Consider the following 18,682-nt stretch of genomic DNA (forward strand, 5'->3'; position numbering starts at 1 on the left):
TTTTGGCATACCATATCTGTTCGTTTTCCTGGTTTGCTCTCCCTCATCAATTGGACGTATTCCGTCTGACAATCTAGTTACCTGTATTTTATGGTACACCGCATTATCGAATGGTCTTTGCGAAACAGGTTCATCGTCCTGCTGCTGGCGGCAGGACTGTCCGTGTGGGGCTTCGTTTCCGTGCGCAACAACCCCATCGACGCCATTCCCGACCTTTCCGAAAACCAGGTCATCGTCTTCACCGAGTGGATGGGACGGGGGCCGCAGCTCATCGAGGATCAGATTACCTACCCGCTGGTCACGAACCTGCAGGGCCTGCCCAACGTCAAGTACGTGCGGGCCAACTCCATGTTCGGAATGAGCTTCATCTATATCATTTTCGAGGAAGACGTGGACATCTACTGGGCGCGGGAACGGGTGCTGGAGCGCATGAGCACCATTTCCCAAAGCCTACCGCAGGGCGTGAGTCCGCAGCTCGGGCCGGACGGAACCGGCGTAGGCCACATCCTGTGGTACACCCTCGACGCCCCGGATCTCGATCTGGGCGAGCAGCGGGCCATTCAGGACTGGTACGTAAAATTCGCGCTGCAGAACGTGAAGGGCGTCAGCGAAATCGCCTCCTTCGGCGGCTTTCAGAAGCAATACCAGATCACCGTCAACCCCAACAAACTCCTCTACTACGACCTAGCGGTTAATAATGTCATTGCCGCCGTCCGGGCCAACAACAACGAAAGCGGGGGAAGGAAGTTCGAGATGAGCGACATCGGCTACGTGATCAACACCACCGGGTATCTGGAAAGTGTGGAGGAAATCGAGAACATACCCGTGACGACGCGGCAGGGCATCGCGATCCGGGTGGCCGATGTGGCCACGGTGCAAATGTCCGGCGAGACGCGCCTGGGCATATTCGACCAGAACGGGGAAGGCGAAAGGGTGGGCGGCATTGTGGTGATGCGCTACGGCGAAAATGCCGACGCGGTCATCCAGCGGGTAAAGGCCAAAATGATCGAGACCACCAAAGGGCTGCCGCCCGGCGTCAAGTTCGACATCATCTACGACCGGGGCGCTTTGATTCAGGAAAGCATCGACAGCATCAAGCACACGCTGATCGAAGAAATGATCGTGGTCTCGCTGATCGTCATCGTGTTTCTCTTTCACTGGCGCAGCGCCCTGAGCATCATTATCCAGATCCCCATCACCATCGCGGCCAGCTTTATCCTGCTCAATGCCTTCGGGATATCCTCCAACATCATGTCACTGACCGGCATTGCGCTCGCCATCGGGGTAATCGTGGACAACGGCATCATCATGAGTGAAAACGCCTACAAACATCTATCCGAGCGCTACGCGCAGTGGGAACAGCAACAAAAAATTGAAAAATCATGAAGTGGCCACGAAAAAATAAGAAGCCGAAAGAGAATTGGATTTCGGAAGAGGAGCGGCTGGCGGTCATCGAAAAGTCGAGCAAGCAGGTGTCGCGCGGGGTTTTCTTCGCCACCATCATCATCATCACCTCCTTTTTGCCGGTCTTCATGCTCACGGGTCAGGAGGGCAAGCTCTTTCACCCGCTGGCCTACACCAAGACCTTCATCATGCTGGTGGACGCCCTGCTGGTTCTCACGCTGGCCCCGGTGCTCATTTCATTTTTCATGAAGGGAAAGTTCCGGCCCGACAACGCCAACCCCGTCAACCGGGTGCTGGAGCGGGTGTATGAACCTGTCATCCGGGTCATTCTGAAATGGCGGAAAACCACCCTGGCCGTCAACATCATCGCGCTTTTGGTTGCCATACCTTTATTGGGAAGCCTGGGCAGCGAATTCATGCCGCCACTCGATGAGCAAAGCATTCTGTTCATGCCCGTCACGCTGCCGGATATTTCCAACGCCGAGGCCAAGCGGATTCTGCAGGTTCAGGACAAGATCATCAAGTCGGTGCCGGAGGTGGAGAAGGTGCTGGGCAAGGCGGGCCGGGCCAGCACGGCGACCGACAACTCGCCCATCAGCATGATCGAAACCATTATCATGCTCAAGCCCAAATCCGCCTGGCGGGAGGGCCTGACCAAGGCCGACATCATCACCGAGCTAAACAACAAGCTTCAGATACCCGGCGTGGTGAACGGCTGGACTCAGCCGATCATCAACCGCATCAACATGCTGGCCACCGGCATCCGCACCGATGTGGGCATCAAGGTGTACGGGCAGGACCTCTACCAGATCGCGGCCGTGTCCGAAAAGGTGAAGGCCGCGCTGGAAGGTACGCCGGGTGTCACGGATCTGTACGTGGAACCTATCACGGGGGGCAAGTACCTGTCCATCGAGGTGCGCCGGGCCGACCTGGGCCGGTACGGGCTGACCGTGGACGATGTCAACCAGACGGTGGAGAGCGCCCTGGGCGGCGCGACGGTGGGGCAGACCATCGAAGGGCGCCAGCGGTTTTCCATCAGCGTTCGGCTGGCCCAGGACTACCGCAACAGCGTGGAAGAGATCAAAAGAATCCCGCTGCAGGCACCAGGTTTCGGGGAAGTACCCCTGCAGGCGGTGGCCGACGTCGTATTCAAGGACGGGCCGCCCATGATCACCTCGGAAAACGCCATTCTGCGCGGTGCGGTCATGTTCAACGTCCGCGACCGGGATCTAGGTGGTACCGTGGAGGAGGCGATGGCCAAGATCAATGCTGAAAAGGGAATCCTGCCGGAAGGGTACTTTCTGGAATGGAGTGGGCAGTACGAGAACCTCATCCGGGGGCAGCGTACACTGATGATCATCGCGCCCATCGTGCTGGTCATCATCTTTTTCGCCCTCTACTTCGCCTTCCACTCCCTTCGGGAAGCCTTCCTGAGCTTGCTCACCATTCCCTTCGCCCTGATCGGCGGGGCGTACATCATTTACTTTTGGGGCGTGAACCTATCGGTGGCGGTGGCGGTGGGCTTCATCGCCCTGTTCGGCATCGCCGTCGAGACGGGCATCGTGATGGTCATCTACCTTAACGACGCCATGCAGCAACTAATCGCCCTGAAAGGCAACTCCAGCGAAACCATCACCAAAGACGACTTGCGCGAATACGTGATCCGGGGAGCGGCCAAACGTCTCCGTCCCAAGCTGATGACGGTTTGCGTGTCGCTGTTCGGACTGATCCCAGTGTTGTGGGCCACGGGCGTGGGCACCGACGTGATGCAACCCATCGTGCTGCCCATGATTGGCGGGGTGCTCACCTCCTCGACCCACATCCTGCTGGTGACGCCCCTCATTTTTTTAATGACGAAAGAATATGAACTACGGAAATTCGGCAAACTGGAAGTGTATGACGTACAACATTAAATGGCTGGTTGGATCGCTGTTCCTGCTTCCCATCGGCGCGAAGGCGCAGCAGTCGGCGGAAGTCCTCTCGCTGCCCGAGATCATCCGGCAGATCGAGAGTGATAACCTGCTGCTGCAGACCTATGCCCCACGGGCCGAAAGCTACCGCTACAAGGGAGATGCCGCCACGGCCTGGATGGCCCCGATGGTGGGGCTGGGTACCTTCATGACCCCTTACCCGTTCCAAAAAATCACCGACGCTCGCGACCGGGGCATGATCATGCTGCGCGCCGAACAGGAAATTCCCAATCTGTCGCGCCAGCGGGCCGAGCGGCGGGCCATCGAATCCCAGACACGAGTCGAAACGGTCTCCCGCGAGGTGGCGCTCAACAAGTTGCGGGCCGAAGCCAAGAGTAGCTACTATACCTGGCTGGTGTCGCTCGAACAGATCGACGTGTTGAAAAAGACCGGGGAAATCTTGGCCATGATGAAAAAGGTGGAGGAGGTCAGGTACCCCTTCAACCAGGCCTCGCTGGGCAGCATCTACCGCGCGGAGGCCGAAATCGAGAAGAATCGGAACATGATTCTCATGCAGGCAGGTAACATAGAGCGGGCCAGGGCCACGCTCAATGCCCTGATGAACCGGGAGGGCAACCAGCCGTTCACCATCGACACCACCTACCGGCCCCGGTTCGTGCCCGTCGCCCGCTTCGATACGCTGAGCCTGGCCGCCGACCGGAGCGACATCGTGCGGATGAACGCCCAGATCGAGTCGATGCGCCTGAACATCGAGGCCACGGCGTTGCAGCGAAAGCCCGACTTCCGGGTTCAGTTCGACCACATGAATCCCCTGGATCCCATGATGCCCAAGGTGTTCAGTGCGATGGGGATGATTAAAATTCCCTTTGCCTCCTGGTCGTCCAAAATGTACAAGTCCGACATCCGGGCGATGGAGTTGAACATCCAGGCGATGACCACCGAACGGGCAGCCATGCTACAGGAAACCCAGGGGATGCTGTATGGTATGCAGGCCGGACTCTTGGCCATGGAAGCCCGCATCCGGACGCTGGAAACCCGTGTCATCCCCGCCCTGCGGAAGGCGTTCGACGCCGGGTTTTTGGTGTATCAGGAAAACAAACTCCCGCTCACCGAACTGCTGGACAGTTGGGAGGCACTCAATATGACGGAGATGGAACTCCTTGAAGAGCGCGACAAATTTTACCAAATGATTGTCAATTATGAACAGGAACTATATAGGTAGCCTGCTGCGCTTGCTGCTGCTGGTTGCGGTGGCTTGGGGATGCGATTCTAAAAAAGAAGCGGCTCACAACCATGCTGAACAGTTCACCTGCCCGATGCATCCGCAGATTGTGCGCGACGAGCCGGGTAGCTGCCCCATTTGCGGCATGGACCTGGTGCCCCAGGCAGAAAGTGGCGAAGAGGTCGTGGACAGCGCGTTGCGGCCGCTGCTCAAGCCGACTAACGCGCAGGTACTTTCCGAAGCACCCACCATCGCACCCGAGACGGGTACCCGCATCGTAACCCTTTCGGCGCAGGGCAAGGTGGCTTATGACACCCGTGAGCAGGCCGGCGTGGCCAGCCGGGTGGCGGGACGCATTGAGCGGATCGGCATCCGGTACAACTTCCAACCCGTCCGTAAGGGGCAACTACTATTGGAAATTTACTCGCCCGACCTGGTGGCTGCTCAGCGCGAGCTGCTCTACGTCAGCCGCCAGGACGACAATCCGGCCCTGCGGGAAGGCGCAAGGCAGAAGCTGCTGCTGTTGGGGATGTCCGCCGCCCAGATCGCCGACATCGTACGGACGGGAAAGCCGGTGTACCGGGTATTCGTTTACAGTCCCGCCAGCGGGTATATTGTCGATCAGTCGGTCGTGGCCGCCCCTGCTACCGCACCTTCCGCCGCAATGGCAGGGGGCGGCGCAGCAAGCAGTGGCGGGGGGATGAACGGAATGGGCGGGGGAGCGGCCTCGACGACAGCGGCCGCTACTGCCCCGAATGTCGGCAACGCTCCGGTCTTGATCCGGGAGGGGCAGTATGTCGGTGCCGGGCAAACCGTTTTCACCATTTACAAAGCCAGCAGCCTGGTGGCCGACTTTTACCTGGATGCTTCTCTGGCCCGGGAGGTCAGGCGCGGGCAGAAGATTCTGTTCCAGTCCGTGGCCGGGGACGCCGCCCTCCAAACGGGCACCATCGGGCTGGTGGAGCCTGCGCAGCGCGGCGGAGAAAGTTTCGCCACGGCGCGGGTGTACCTGCGCGGCAGCAAACTGAATCCCGGTCAGTTGGTTCGGGCCGAGATTCCCGTGGTGACGGAAAATGGCTACTGGTTGCCCCGGAGCGCGCTGGTGAGTCTGGGTACCGGGTGGATTGTTTTCAAGGCAGAAGGCGACGTGTTCACGCCCAAAAGGGTGCAAACTGGCCTGAGCGCCGACGGCATGGTGCAGGTGCTGGACGACCTGACCGGGTGGCGCGTGGCCAGAACCTCCAGCTACCTGGTGGACAGTGAAAGTTTCATCCGAGCGTCGGCCAATCTATAAACCTATGAAAAAGCTACTGAAAATATCATTTCTCCTGTTTGCGGCCACCTTCCTGCTGTTCTGCAAGGGCAAACCGGAAGAATCCGCCGAGGCGAGCGGCACCAGCTACACCTGCCCCATGCACCCGCAAATCGTCCAGCCCGCACCGGGTACCTGCCCGATCTGCGGCATGGATCTGGTCCCGGTGGAACGGAACGCCGATCAGGCCAGCCTCACGCTCAGCGAAAGCCAGCGACTGCTGGCCAACATCACCACGGACACCGTTCGGACGGGCGCATTCTCGTCGGCCAAACAACTGAACGGCCGGGTGGTGATCGACCCCGAACAGATCGAGTACGTGACCAGCCGGGTGCCGGGGCGCATCGAGAACCTTTACGTGCGGGAAACGGGGGTGACGGTCAAGAAGGGGCAGACCCTGTACCGAATCTATTCCGAACAACTGGCCTCCCTGCAGCAGGAGTACCTGGTGGCAGTGGCACAGACTGAGCAGTTTCCCGACAACGCCCGCTTCCAGAGCATTCTGGAGGCGGCCCGCCAGCGGTTGGAACTGTACGACCAGTCGCCCCAACAATTGGAAGCCCTGCGCACGGGCAAAAAAACCGACCCCTACGTTTCCTATCCCGCCCCGGCCAGCGGGGTGGTGGCCGAGTTGTTCGTCACCGAAGGGCAGTACGTACCCGAGGGCGGCTCCGTCCTGCGGCTGGAAGGCTACCGGAGCGTTTGGATCGAGGCGGACATTTATCCCTCAGAGGCGGGCCTAATTAAGAAAGGGCAATCGGTGGAGGTGCGGGCGGCGGGCGGCGAAAGCGATGCCCGCGCCATGCGGATCGACTTCATCGAACCGGCTCTACAGGCCGGCAGCCAGTTGCTCACGCTGCGCGGAAGCCTGTCGAATCCCGGCGACCAGTACCGTCCCGGCATGCAGGTCTTCGTGCAGGTGCCCGTCAGTGTCAACTCAAAAGCCGTCACCCTGCCCGTGGACGCCGTTATCCGCGATGGCAGCGGGGCGCACGTCTGGCTGGAAACCGAACCGGGTACCTTCAAGGCGCAATCCGTCAGGCTGGGGGCCGAAAACTTCGACCGGGTGGAGATTACCGAGGGGTTGAAAGAGGGGGAGGTGGCGGTTCTGTCGGGTGCCTACCTGCTGTACAGCGAGTATGTACTCAAAAAAGGAAAAATTCCGGCGGGCGAGCACAATCACTGAGCGTGGTTGCAGGCTATCCGATATTTGAACATTTGACAAATAAGCAAACGCAAAGAACGATGCAAAAAATAGTAAAACTGGCCCTGCCGATTACGCTGGCATTTCTGATCACGGCATGCGGTGACAAGACGGAAAATAAGACCGCCGACCACGATCATGCCGAAATGGCGCAGCCTGAGTCATCGCAGGAAAAGACAGTGCCGACAGGCCCGACCACCAGTATTGCAAAGCTTAAAGACGACCGATTGAATGCCGTTTACGCACAGTACGCCCACCTTACCAACGCCCTCACCGAAGCGGACGTCGATGCAGCCAAAATTGCGGCCAACGCCATCGAGGCCGGTGCCACGGGCGTGTCCGGGGGAAGGGCACTCGCTTCAGCCGCCGCCAGGGTTTCCGCCGCCTCGACCGTCGAGGCCCAGCGAAAGGCCTACGGAAGCCTGAGCCAGAATATGATAAAACTGGTAAAAGCGTCCGGGTTAGCCGAAGGACAGGTTCACGTGCAGTACTGCCCGATGGCTTTCGATAACGAAGGGGCTACCTGGATGAGCTCGACGCGGGAGATTCGGAATCCGTACATGGGAGAAGCAATGCTTTCCTGTGGTGAGACTCGGGAAAGCATCCAGTAAACATTTTTGAAAGTGAAAAGGAGACGATGGATTAGTCGTCGCCGCTAGTTTTATCCAATACCCAAACAGTCTGTAAAAAGCCAACCAAAACCATTTAAAATCATGAACTCCATTTTCAAAATCATTTGCGTAGCCCTGATTGCCTCATCCGCTTCCGCCCAACATGAAAACCACACTCAACCTGAGGCAAATGCAACAACAGCCAAGGCAAAAAGCCCCCGCACCAGCGCGATGGCAATGGTCGGAGACAATCATGTTCACATCGACTACGGATCACCCAGCGTTCGAGGTCGGCAGATTTGGAATGGGCTGGTAGCCTACGACCAGGTGTGGGCGACGGGCGCGCACAAGGCAACCTGGGTTGATTTTTCTCAGGATGTCGTCATCAATGGCCAAACTGTACCGAAAGGCAAGTATGGCTTTTTCACCATTCCCGGACCAGCGGAGTGGACGCTCATCCTCAGTCGGGACTGGGACATGCACCTGGCGGACGACTATAAACCTGAACAGGATGTGGTCCGGGTGCAGGTCAAACCCGAAACTCAGAACGACTTGACGGAAGCGCTGACTTACGAAGTGGTACCGGAAGGAAAGCACAAGGGGGAAATCAGAATGCGCTGGGAGAAGGTAGGAGTTTCCCTGCCCTTTCAGAACAAATGAAAACCGCAGTGTGAAAACTACGCCCTGTTTTCTGCCGCTAATCGCCGGTAGGTGCTGTGGCTTAATGGGTCGGCAAATCACTAATGAAATGCCGATTCACAATTCTTTTGATTTTTCTGATTGTGGCCGAACAGCTTATTTTCAGAAGGTTATCGAAGTGGTGTAAAGCTATATCAGGATAATGTACCCCAGAAAAAATCATTTTAAACATACACACATCTACTGTTTCAATATGGATATCTTTGAATTTTTTTTTGGTGAGAAATCAGATTCTGATTTACACACACTTTCAAAGTCTGGAATTGAAAAATATGATAGGGAGGACTATGTAGGTGCCATTCAAGATTTTTCTAATGCCATTCGATTGTTTCCTGACAACCCGATTCTATATTTAATGAGAGGAACGGCTCATCTGGACGGCGGGAATACTTTTCATGCAGAAAAGGATCTATTCTCGGCACTCAACTTAGATAAGAGCAATTATTTAATCTTGTATCGGCTGGGAATGCTCTTGCATAAGAGAAGAGACACTACCAGTGGTCTGAGATTTCTAATAGACTCGTATGACACTCACCAAACAGAGGATATTGAAGAGTGGGATTTGGGCAAAAAGAAGATGCTTTTCGTTTCAAAAAGAACCATTGCATTAACTATCGGCGACTTTCTTATTGATAATCAAAGATTTGAAGAGGGTCTGGGCTATTTGGAAAGGGTAATCGAACATGATCCCAACGATCCCAATTCATATCACATTAAGGGAATGTCACTTGCAAAAATCGGACGGGTAAGGGAAGGCATTGCCTATGTCAAGAAGGCTGTACAACTTGGTAGCCCAACGGCGGAATGGTCATTGAAAGCACTGGAACAAATTCTATGATTGCCATATGACCGGAAATAGGCTCAACTAGATAACGGTAGAGTTTCGTTCACAACTCTCGCCAATTGGGTTATCAAGCGGTCTCTATGGGTTCTTCTTTCTGAAACCCTGTTGCACTTGTATTTTTCGTACCTTTGCCGCTCAATGAGAATCACCCTGCACGTACTGGCCTTCTACATCCTGCTGCTTTCCTGCTTTCCCTGTCAGGACAGCGCACTCGTTGATTTCGGTCAGAACACCGTTGCCTTACTGACAGCCGGGGCCGATCATTCGCCCCACGAGACGCCGGATCTCTGCTCCCCCTTCTGCATTTGCACCTGCTGCGCGGGCATGGACATCCCCGTGTTGAAAACCTCCCTACCCGAAAAGCCTGTTGCTGATTTTGCCAGGCCTTCGGCATCCCCCTACACCTCCGCCACTCCTTCCGGCGGGGCTTCTTCCGTCTGGCAGCCGCCCAGAGCTTAGTGTGACACCCTTCCCGTCAGTTTCCCACGCCCCGACCGCCCGGTCTGGGCCGGAAAATCCTGTTACACTAAATCCAAATTTTCATGCTGGACAAAATCATCCATTTCTCCATTCATAACAAGCTGGTGATCGGACTCTTCACGCTGGCGCTGATCGCCGTGGGGATTTACTCGCTGACCCGACTTCCCATCGACGCCGTCCCCGACATCACTAATAACCAGGTCCAAGTCATTACCACCAGCCCCTCGTTGGCCGCCCAGGAAGTCGAGCGGCTGGTCACCTTCCCGGTGGAAACCGAAATGGCCACCATCCCCGACATCACGGAAATCCGCTCCATCTCCCGCTTCGGCCTGTCGGTGATTACCATCGTTTTCAAGGAAAGTACCGATATCTACTGGGCGCGGCAGCAGGTCGTAGAGCGGCTCGGCAATGCGGCGGACAAGATTCCGCCCGGTGCCGGGACCCCCGGACTGGCTCCGGTCACCACCGGGCTGGGCGAAATCTACCAGTACCTACTGAAGGCCAAACCGGGCTACGAGGATAAATTCACGGCCATGGAGCTGCGCAGCGTTCAGGACTGGATCGTCCGGCGGCAGTTGCTGGGTACGCCCGGCGTGGCTGACGTGAGCAGCTTCGGCGGCTACCTCAAGCAGTACGAAATCGCCATCGACCCCGATAAGCTGCGGGCCATGAACCTGTCGATGGACGAGTTGTTCACGGCCCTCGAACAGAACAACCAGAATACGGGCGGGGCCTACATCGACAAGCAGCCCAACGCCTACTTCATCCGCAGCGAGGGACTGATCGGCAGCCTGGACGACATCCGCAACATAAGGGTTCGGGAAACCGCCCAGGGCCTACCCGTCCTGGTGCGGGACATCGCCACGGTGCGCTTCGGCCACGCCGTGCGCTACGGGGCCATGACCCTCAACGACGAGGGCGAGGTCGTGGGCGGCCTGGTGCTGATGCTGAAGGGAGCCAACTCTTCGGCGGTCATCGACGACGTCAAGGCGCGCGTCGAGCAGATCCGCAAAAGCCTGCCCGAGGGAGTGGCCATCGACCCCTTCCTCGACCGCACCAAGCTGGTCGACCGCGCCATCGGAACCGTGTCGAAGAACCTGGTCGAGGGAGCGCTGATCGTCATCTTCGTGCTGGTACTGCTGCTGGGCAACCTGCGGGCGGGACTGGTGGTGGCCTCGGTCATCCCGCTGGCCATGCTCTTCGCGGTGTCCATGATGAAGCTCTTCGGGGTGTCGGGCAATCTGATGAGCTTGGGGGCCATCGACTTTGGGCTGATCGTGGACGGGGCGGTCATCATCGTGGAGGCGACCCTGCATCACATTAACGGGAAAAAGTACGACCACCGACTCAGCCAGGCCGAAATGGATCGGGAGGTGTACGATTCCGCCTCGAAGATCCGCAACTCGGCGGCTTTCGGCGAAATCATCATCCTGATCGTGTACCTGCCCATCCTGGCGCTGGTGGGCATCGAGGGAAAGATGTTCCGGCCCATGGCCCAGACGGTCAGCTTCGCCATCCTGGGGGCGTTCATCCTGTCGCTGACCTACGTGCCGATGGTCTCAGCCCTGTTTCTGAGCAAGAAACCCAACCACAAGCCCAACTTCTCGGACCGCTTCATCGCCGGGGCCTACCGTCTCTACGCGCCCGTTCTGGGCTTCGCCCTGCGGCGGCAGGTGGTGGTCATCGCCACGGCGCTGGTGCTTTTCGCCCTCAGTTTGGTCATGTTCTTGAATATGGGCGGCGAGTTCATCCCGCAGCTCGACGAGGGTGATTTCGCCATCGAGACCCGCGTGCTGACCGGCAGTTCATTGTCGGAAACGGCGGACGCCGTGCAGCAGGCCGCCGGGCTGCTGTTGAAAGAGTTTCCCGACGAGGTGATCGAGGTGGTGGGCAAGATCGGTTCCTCCGAAATCCCCACCGACCCCATGCCCGTGGAGGCGGCGGACGTGATGGTGGTTTTGAAGGAGAAGTCGGAATGGACGGCGGCCTCGGGGCGGGAAGAGCTGGCCGACAAGATGCAGGAGTACCTGACGGAGACCATTCCGGGCGTCACCTTCGGCTTTCAGCAGCCCATCCAGATGCGCTTCAACGAGCTGATGACGGGCGTGAAGCAGGACGTGGCGGTCAAGATCTACGGGGAGGACCTCGACGTGCTGGCCGAGCAGGCCAAAAAGGTGGGCCGGGTGGCCAACCAGATCGAGGGCGTGCAGGACCTGTACGTGGAGGTCGTCAGCGGCCTGCCGCAGATTGTCGTGGAATTCGACCGCCCCAAGCTGGCCAGGTACGGCATCAGCATCGAGCAGGCCAACCGCACGCTGAGCACCGCGTTCGCGGGCAGCGCGGCGGGGGTCGTGTACGAAGGGGAGCGGCGCTACGACCTGGTGGTGCGCCTCGACCGGGCCAGCCGCCGCACCATCGATGACGTGCGGCAGCTGTTCATCACCACCGCCGACGGGCAGCAGGTTCCCCTGGAGCAAGTGGCCCGGGTGGAAATGAAGCCCGGTGCCAACCAGATCCAGCGCGAGAACGCCCAGCGTCGCATCACGGTGGCCTTCAACGTGCGGGGTCGCGACGTGGAGAGCATCGTGGAGGAAATGCAGGCCAAAATGGACCGCGACGTGAAGCTGCCCGCCGGCTACTACGCCACCTACGGCGGCCAGTTTCAGAACCTGCGCGAGGCGAGCGCCCGGCTGGGCGTGGCGGTTCCGGTCGCCCTGCTGCTGATCTTCGTGCTGCTGTACTTCACGTTCCAGTCCCTGCGCCAGAGCATCCTGATCCTGAGTGCCATCCCGCTGTCGGCCATCGGCGGCGTGCTGGCGCTGTGGCTGCGCGGCATGCCCTTCAGCATCTCGGCGGGCATCGGCTTCATCGCCCTGTTCGGCGTGGCGGTGCTGAACGGCATCGTGCTGATCGGCGAGTTCAACCACCTGCGGCGCGAGGGGATGACCGACTTGCGGGAGGTCATTTTCCGGGGTTCCGAAACCCGCCTGCGGCCCGTCCTGATGACGGCTCTGGTGGCGTCGCTGGGCTTTCTGCCGATGGCCCTTTCCCACGGGGCCGGGGCCGAGGTGCAGCGGCCCCTGGCCACGGTGGTCATCGGCGGGCTGGTGACGGCCACGCTGCTCACACTGCTGGTGCTGCCCGCGCTCTACCTGATGGTCGAGAAGCGCTTTGCCAAAAAGATCAACGGGAAGGCATTGGTCGTGTTCCTCGTGGCGGCCATCGGCATTCCCTCAGCCGCTTCGGCGCAGGAGCCGACGCCGCCGATCCGCCGCGTCACGCTGGACGAAGCGATGAGCACCGGGATGACCAACAACCTGGAAGTCAAATCGGGGGTGTTCCGGGTGGACTACCGGCAGGCCTTGCTGGGCACCGGAACCGAGATCCCCAAAACCGACCTGACCTGGACGGGCGGGCAGTACAACAGCTACCGCTTCGATAATAGCTTCAACCTCACCCAGACGCTGCCCCACCCGCGCGTCGGCAAGACCCGCCGCCGACTTCTGGACGAGGAGGTGAACGGGGTCCGGCTCTCGGTCGAGGTGACCCGCGCCGCCCTGACCCGCGACATCAGGAAAGCCTACTACGGCCTGCGGCTGCTCGACCGTCGGGAGGAATTGCTGCGGCAAGAACTGGAGCGGGCCGAACGCTTCGTGCGGGCTGCCGACCTGCGCTACCGCACGGGGGAGGGCAACCAGTTGGAGTATTCCGTGGCCCAAAGCACCCTGGCCGACGTGCAGGCGCTGCTGATCCGCAACCGGGCCGAGACGGCCTCTTTGCGGGAACAGCTCCGCGCCATTACCAACAGCCCCGTGCTGCTCCTGCCGGACAGCAGCGGCGCGCTGCGGCGCGACCTTGCGGCGGCACTGGCGGACACGGCGGGAATTTCGGACAACCCCTACCTTCGACTTGCCCGGCAGGAGCTCCTCATCGCGAGACGATCCACGGACCTGGAAAAAACGTCCCTGCTTCCCCAGTTCAAAGTGGGGTACCTCAACCAGTCGCTGATCGGCGATTACCGGCGCAACGGTGCGGACGTGTTCTACGGGGCGGGCAAACGCTTCCACAGCGTCGAGGCCGGGCTGGCCATACCCATTTTCCGGGGTGCGTCCAAAGCGCGGATCGAGGCGGGCAGGATCAGCGAGGAACTCGCCCGCAATCAACTGGCCGTGGCGGAGATTCAACTCGGCACCCAACTGAGGCAGGCGGTGCGTGCTTACCAGGCCACCGAACAGAGCCTGACTCTGTACGAGGAGCAGAACCTGCCCCTCGCCGGGGAAATCCGGGCGAAAGCCACGCTGGCCTACGAGGCGGGTGAGATCGGCTATCTCGAGTTCGCCCAGGCCCTCAACCGGGCGCTGGACATTCAGTCGCGGTACCTGGACCTGCTCGATGAACACAACCGGGCCGTTATCGAAATAGAATTCCTGCTGGGCCAGTGACCGGCCCGCGCCTACATTCCATTTTTTATACCAAAAGACAAGAACCAAATGAAGAACCTACTGATTATCCTGGCCCTGCTGGCGGGCCTTTTCGCCTGTGACAATACCCCGACGACGGAAGCCGAGGGTGGGGAGGCCACCTCGGCACCCCATGAGGAAGGGGACGAAAACCGGGTCGAGCTGACCAAAGCGCAGTACGAGACGGCGGGGATCGCCACTGGCCTGGTGACGGAGCGCAGCCTGAGCGGCACGGTGGTGGCCAACGGCGTCATCGACACCCCCCCCCAGAACCTGGTCAGCATTTCGGCCCCCTACGGCGGCTTCGTCCGCAGCACCGACCTGCTGCAGGGCAAGCGGGTGCGGAAAGGGCAGGTGGTGGCCACCATCGAGAACCCCGACCTGATCAAGATGCAGCAGGACTACCTCGAGACGGCCAGCCAACTGGAATACGCCGAACTCGAACTCGCCCGCCAGACCGAACTGAGCCGCGAGAACGTCAACGCCCGCAAGGTGCTGCAGCAGGCCACGGCGGACGCCAAGACCCAGAAAGCCCGGCTGGCGGGATTGAAGGGGCGGCTGCAAATCGCCGGCATTAGCCCCAAGTCGTTCGCCGACGGCAACCTGGTGACCCGATTCCCGGTCGTTTCGCCCATCAGCGGGTCGGTGACGGTGGTCAACGTCAACCTGGGCATGTACGTCAACCCGACCGATGTCATGTTCGAGATCGTGGACACGGAGCATTTGCACGTGGAAATTTCCGTGTTTGAGGACGACGTTCCGAAAATAAAGATCGGCCAGACCATCCGCTTCACGCTCAGCAACGATCCGGCGAAACAGCACCTGGCCAAGGTGTACCTGATCAACCAGAAAATAAACGAGGACCGCACCGTCAGGATCCACGGCCACCTCGACCACGACGACCACGGCATGCTGCCCAACAACTTCGTGCGGGCCGTGATCGAGACTGGTGCCAGCCCGGTGCCCGCCCTGCCGGAGGAGGCGATCGTGGATTTTGAGGGCAGGCCCTACATCTTCGTCCGGGCCGATTCCACCGAAAGCCGCACTTTCGAGATGGTGGAGGTAGCCCGGGGCGTGACGGAAAACGGCTACGCGCAGGTGACGCTGCCGAAGGATTTCGACCGAAGCCGTGAAGTTGTAATGAAGGGAGCCTACGCCCTGTTGTCGAAACTTAAAAATTCGGAGGAGGAGGGGGAAGGCCACTGACAATGACCCATGGAACAAATCATTCTGGGCGGCATCGTCCTCAGCTTCATCCACGCGGTAATCCCCAGCCACTGGCTGCCCTTCGTCACGATTGGCAACGCCCGGGGCTGGGACCGGGCGACCCTATTGCGAACCACTTTCCTGGCGGGTACCGCCCACACGCTGAGCACCACGATTTTCGGCCTGCTGGTCAGCTACGCGGGGTTCCAGCTCTCCGACAGCCAGCAACTGATCGCCGGGCGAATTGTCCCGCTGCTGCTGCTGATCCTCGGGCTGTGGTTTGTCATGCAGCATTACCTGGGCCACTCCCACACCCATCTGGAAGCGGGGAATGCAAGGGGCAGAAGCCACCGACGGCTGCTGCTGTCGCTGGTGGTCGTCATGTTCTTTTCGCCCTGTTTCGAGATCAGCGCTTATTTCCTCAGCGCGGGGACGATGGGCTGGCGCGCCGTGGCCGTGTTGGCGGCCTTATATAATGTCCTCACCCTGGCCGGCATGCTCGCAATGGTCGGGCTGGGACAGCGGGGGCTGGAGAAGCTGGACATCGGCTGGCTGCGGCACAACGAGCAACTCATTACCGGGATGACGCTCTGCGGGCTGGCGGCCTTTAATTTTTTTACTGAATTTTAAGAAACCCAATAAACCATGACACAAAAACCAGTAAAAAAACACGATTCCCACCGCCACGGGGGCGAGGCCAGCGACTGGCTCACCCACTGGCCATTGCTGCTGTCGCTGCTCATCCTGGCGGTGATGCTCACCGCCGAATACGGCTTCGGGGCCGTGCCCGGCGAACTGCCGCGCCTGGCAATTTACCTTACCGCTTACTTATTGGCGGGTTACAAGGTGCTGGACTTGGCCTTCAGGAAGGCCAGGCGGCTCGACATATTCAACGAGTTCTTCCTGATGAGCGTGGCCACCCTCGGCGCGTTCGCCATCGGCGAGTACAGCGAAGGCGTGGCGGTCATGGTGTTCTACGCCATCGGCGAGTGGTTCCAGGACGTCGCCGTGAACCGGGCCAAGCGAAGCATCAAGGCCCTGCTCGACATCCGGCCCGACACGGTGGATGTGATCCGTCAGGGCAGGGTGCAGACGGTGGAACCCTCCGAAGTCGAGATAGGCGAGGCCATCCAGGTGAAGCCCGGCGAGAAGGTGGCGCTGGACGGTGAGCTGCTGTCCGAGCGGGCCACCTTCAACACCGCCGCCCTGACGGGCGAGAGCAAACCCGATTCCAAAGAAAAGGGCGAGCAGGTGCTGGCCGGGATGATCAACCTGAACACCGTGGCCGAGGTGAAAGCCCGCGCCCTGTTCCGCGACAGCAAGCTCAGCCGCATCCTGGAAATGGTGCAGGACGCCACGGCTCGCAAGTCCCGCACCCAGCTTTTCATCTCCCGGTTCGCCAAAGTTTACACGCCCATCGTGTTTGCGCTGGCTGTCCTGCTGGTGGTGCTGCCCTACTTCTTCGTTTCCGACTACGTCTTCCGGGACTGGCTCTACCGGGGCCTGGTCTTTCTGGTGATAAGCTGCCCCTGCGCCCTGGTGGTCTCGATCCCGCTGGGTTACTTCGGGGGCATCGGGTTGGCTTCGAAGAACGGCATCCTGTTCAAGGGTTCCAACTTCCTCGACGTGATGACGGGAGTGGACACGGTGGTCATGGACAAGACCGGAACCCTCACCAAAGGGGTGTTCAACGTGCAGGAAGTGGTGGCCGACGGCATTGACGAAAAGGAACTGGTCAGGCTTACCGCCGCCATTGAGAGCAAGTCCACTCACCCGATTGCGCTGGCCGTCACCCGTTACGCCGGGAACAGCCCGGAAGGGGCCGAGGTAGGGGACGTGGAGGAAGTGCCGGGCCACGGCTTGAAAGGAACCGTGGACGGCAGGGAGGTGCTGGCCGGAAACACCAGGCTGCTGCGCAAGTTTGGGGTGAAGTACGACGTGGCCATCGACCGGGAGGCCGATACGGTGGTGGTCGTGGCGGTGGACGGGCGGTATGCGGGCTACATCCTCATTTCTGACGAGATCAAGGAAGATGCGAAACAAACGGTCGAAGAACTCAGTGAAATGGGCATCAGGTCGGTCATGCTGAGCGGCGACAAGCAGAGCGTGGTGGAGAAGGTGGCCCGCACGGTCGGGGTGGACGAGGCCTTCGGCGACCTGCTGCCCGAGGACAAGGTGAAAAAGGTCGAGGCGCTAAAAAACGAGGGGAGGCACATCGCCTTTGTCGGCGATGGGGTCAACGACGCCCCGGTGATCGCCCTGGCCGACGCCGGCATTGCCATGGGCGGCCTGGGCAGCGACGCCACCATCGAGACGGCGGACATCGTCATCCAGAACGACCAGCCCGCCAAAATCGTGACAGCCATTAAAATTGGCAAGATTACCAAAGGCATCGTGTGGCAGAACATCGGGCTGGCGATGGGAGTGAAGGTGATTGTGCTGCTGCTGGGGGCAGGCGGCGTGGCCACACTCTGGGAGGCCGTCATCGCCGATGTCGGCGTGGCCCTGCTGGCCATTATGAACGCGGTCAGGATCCAGAGGAAATCAGTCTGAAACATCCGGCTTTCCGGCCCCCTCAGGACTGAAAAGGTGAGATTCATTTTAAAGATTACCAACCGTTTAGCAATATGATACTGAACAACGAACAAATAAAGCGGCTCTACGGCCAAACGGCCCGCTTCTATGACATCGCCCTGCTGGGGTACCGTATTCTGGGGGTCACAAAGCACAGGCGCAGGGCCATCGAAATGTTGCGGCTCAGGCCGGGCGACACAGTGGTGGACCTAGGCTGCGGAACGGGGGCGAATTTGACGCTTCTGATCGAGGCCGTAGGGGACAGCGGCCGCGTGATCGGCGTCGATCTGTCCGGAGCCATGCTGGCGAAAGCACGGGAGAAGGCCGACCGGGCGGGCTGGGCGAACGTCGAGCTGGTGGAGGCCGACCTCGTGCAATGGACAATCCCACAGGGTACGGTCGGGGTGCTTGCCACCTTCGCCCTGGAAATGGTGCCGGAATACGACCCCGTGATCGAGCGGCTGGCGGGTGAACTGCTACCCGGAAGGCGTCTTTCCCTCCTGGGGTTGAAGCATCCCGAAAAGTGGCCGGAATGGGCGGTCAAACTGGGCATATGGCTCAACAAACCGTTCGGCGTGAGCCGGGAGTACGAGCGATTCCGTCCCTGGCAGTCGGTGGAAAAGTACATGAAGACAGTTGAATTCGAGGAACTGTACCTGGGGGCTGCCTACCGCTGCACGGGTGAAAGAAGACCCTAAATCGCCAGGCCTGGCAGGATGACGATGGCAGCTATCC

General features: G+C 59.6%; 14 protein-coding genes. All 14 read left to right on the forward strand.

Annotated features, from left to right (window positions below; translation table 11 throughout):
• Positions 1-90: 90 nt before the first annotated feature.
• The 14 genes from IE117_RS26455 to IE117_RS25150 all read left to right on the forward strand — a co-directional run bounded on the left by IE117_RS26455 (position 91) and on the right by IE117_RS25150 (position 18,645).
• The gene (locus IE117_RS26455) at positions 91-1,386 is read left to right on the forward strand and encodes an efflux RND transporter permease subunit (protein WP_189568748.1); all 1,296 of its coding nucleotides are present in this window, start codon (positions 91-93) and stop codon (positions 1,384-1,386) included.
• The gene (locus tag IE117_RS26460) at positions 1,383-3,317 is read left to right on the forward strand and encodes an efflux RND transporter permease subunit (RefSeq protein WP_189568751.1); all 1,935 of its coding nucleotides are present in this window, start codon (positions 1,383-1,385) and stop codon (positions 3,315-3,317) included. The genes IE117_RS26455 and IE117_RS26460 overlap by 4 nt, the downstream gene beginning before the upstream one ends.
• Positions 3,301-4,557, forward strand: a complete 1,257-nt coding sequence (locus tag IE117_RS25095; protein ID WP_229581465.1) for a TolC family protein — start codon at positions 3,301-3,303, stop codon at positions 4,555-4,557. Before IE117_RS26460 ends, IE117_RS25095 begins: the two co-directional genes overlap by 17 nt.
• Positions 4,535-5,851 (forward strand): heavy metal-binding domain-containing protein, encoded by a 1,317-nt coding sequence (locus IE117_RS25100; protein ID WP_189568756.1) that lies wholly within the window; start codon positions 4,535-4,537, stop codon positions 5,849-5,851. The genes IE117_RS25095 and IE117_RS25100 overlap by 23 nt, the downstream gene beginning before the upstream one ends.
• Positions 5,852-5,855: 4 nt before the next feature.
• Positions 5,856-7,055: an efflux RND transporter periplasmic adaptor subunit gene (locus IE117_RS25105; RefSeq protein WP_189568758.1), complete on the forward strand. Its 1,200-nt coding sequence runs from the start codon at positions 5,856-5,858 to the stop codon at positions 7,053-7,055.
• 59 nt (positions 7,056-7,114) lie between these two features.
• Positions 7,115-7,684 carry a DUF3347 domain-containing protein gene (locus IE117_RS25110; RefSeq protein WP_189568761.1) on the forward strand — a complete coding sequence of 190 codons (570 nt, stop codon included), beginning with the start codon at positions 7,115-7,117 and terminating at the stop codon, positions 7,682-7,684.
• Positions 7,685-7,786: 102 nt separating this feature from the next.
• The gene (locus IE117_RS25115) at positions 7,787-8,344 is read left to right on the forward strand and encodes a DUF2911 domain-containing protein (protein ID WP_189568764.1); all 558 of its coding nucleotides are present in this window, start codon (positions 7,787-7,789) and stop codon (positions 8,342-8,344) included.
• Positions 8,345-8,576: 232 nt separating this feature from the next.
• The gene (locus IE117_RS25120; RefSeq protein ID WP_189568767.1) at positions 8,577-9,221 is read left to right on the forward strand and encodes a tetratricopeptide repeat protein; all 645 of its coding nucleotides are present in this window, start codon (positions 8,577-8,579) and stop codon (positions 9,219-9,221) included.
• Between the two features lie 144 nt (positions 9,222-9,365).
• Positions 9,366-9,686, forward strand: coding sequence for a DUF6660 family protein (locus IE117_RS25125; protein ID WP_189568770.1), 321 nt, complete (start codon positions 9,366-9,368; stop codon positions 9,684-9,686).
• An 83-nt stretch (positions 9,687-9,769) separates the two neighbouring features.
• The gene (locus tag IE117_RS25130; protein ID WP_189568773.1) at positions 9,770-14,149 is read left to right on the forward strand and encodes a CusA/CzcA family heavy metal efflux RND transporter; all 4,380 of its coding nucleotides are present in this window, start codon (positions 9,770-9,772) and stop codon (positions 14,147-14,149) included.
• Positions 14,150-14,197: 48 nt separating this feature from the next.
• The gene (locus tag IE117_RS25135; RefSeq protein WP_189568776.1) at positions 14,198-15,373 is read left to right on the forward strand and encodes an efflux RND transporter periplasmic adaptor subunit; all 1,176 of its coding nucleotides are present in this window, start codon (positions 14,198-14,200) and stop codon (positions 15,371-15,373) included.
• Between the two features lie 9 nt (positions 15,374-15,382).
• Positions 15,383-16,003 (forward strand): hypothetical protein, encoded by a 621-nt coding sequence (locus IE117_RS25140; protein ID WP_189568779.1) that lies wholly within the window; start codon positions 15,383-15,385, stop codon positions 16,001-16,003.
• Between the two features lie 15 nt (positions 16,004-16,018).
• Positions 16,019-17,926: a heavy metal translocating P-type ATPase gene (locus IE117_RS25145; RefSeq protein WP_189568782.1), complete on the forward strand. Its 1,908-nt coding sequence runs from the start codon at positions 16,019-16,021 to the stop codon at positions 17,924-17,926.
• A 74-nt stretch (positions 17,927-18,000) separates the two neighbouring features.
• Positions 18,001-18,645, forward strand: a complete 645-nt coding sequence (locus IE117_RS25150; protein ID WP_189568783.1) for a class I SAM-dependent methyltransferase — start codon at positions 18,001-18,003, stop codon at positions 18,643-18,645.
• The last annotated feature ends 37 nt before the right edge of the window (positions 18,646-18,682 follow it).

Source organism: Persicitalea jodogahamensis (assembly GCF_014651615.1).
Taxonomy (GTDB): domain Bacteria; phylum Bacteroidota; class Bacteroidia; order Cytophagales; family Spirosomataceae; genus Persicitalea; species Persicitalea jodogahamensis.

Excerpts from the sequence above, each read along its gene's own strand:
- IE117_RS25130 (WP_189568773.1), top strand. The coding sequence starts at position 9,770 with ATGCTGGACAAAATCATCCATTTCTCCATTCATAACAAGCTGGTGATC.
- IE117_RS26455 (WP_189568748.1), top strand. The coding sequence starts at position 91 with ATGGTACACCGCATTATCGAATGGTCTTTGCGAAACAGGTTCATCGTC.
- IE117_RS25095 (WP_229581465.1), top strand. The coding sequence starts at position 3,301 with ATGACGTACAACATTAAATGGCTGGTTGGATCGCTGTTCCTGCTTCCC.
- IE117_RS25140 (WP_189568779.1), top strand. The coding sequence starts at position 15,383 with ATGGAACAAATCATTCTGGGCGGCATCGTCCTCAGCTTCATCCACGCG.
- IE117_RS25125 (WP_189568770.1), top strand. The coding sequence starts at position 9,366 with ATGAGAATCACCCTGCACGTACTGGCCTTCTACATCCTGCTGCTTTCC.
- IE117_RS25110 (WP_189568761.1), top strand. The coding sequence starts at position 7,115 with ATGCAAAAAATAGTAAAACTGGCCCTGCCGATTACGCTGGCATTTCTG.
- IE117_RS26460 (WP_189568751.1), top strand. The coding sequence starts at position 1,383 with ATGAAGTGGCCACGAAAAAATAAGAAGCCGAAAGAGAATTGGATTTCG.
- IE117_RS25150 (WP_189568783.1), top strand. The coding sequence starts at position 18,001 with ATGATACTGAACAACGAACAAATAAAGCGGCTCTACGGCCAAACGGCC.
- IE117_RS25105 (WP_189568758.1), top strand. The coding sequence starts at position 5,856 with ATGAAAAAGCTACTGAAAATATCATTTCTCCTGTTTGCGGCCACCTTC.
- IE117_RS25135 (WP_189568776.1), top strand. The coding sequence starts at position 14,198 with ATGAAGAACCTACTGATTATCCTGGCCCTGCTGGCGGGCCTTTTCGCC.
- IE117_RS25100 (WP_189568756.1), top strand. The coding sequence starts at position 4,535 with ATGAACAGGAACTATATAGGTAGCCTGCTGCGCTTGCTGCTGCTGGTT.
- IE117_RS25145 (WP_189568782.1), top strand. The coding sequence starts at position 16,019 with ATGACACAAAAACCAGTAAAAAAACACGATTCCCACCGCCACGGGGGC.
- IE117_RS25115 (WP_189568764.1), top strand. The coding sequence starts at position 7,787 with ATGAACTCCATTTTCAAAATCATTTGCGTAGCCCTGATTGCCTCATCC.
- IE117_RS25120 (WP_189568767.1), top strand. The coding sequence starts at position 8,577 with ATGGATATCTTTGAATTTTTTTTTGGTGAGAAATCAGATTCTGATTTA.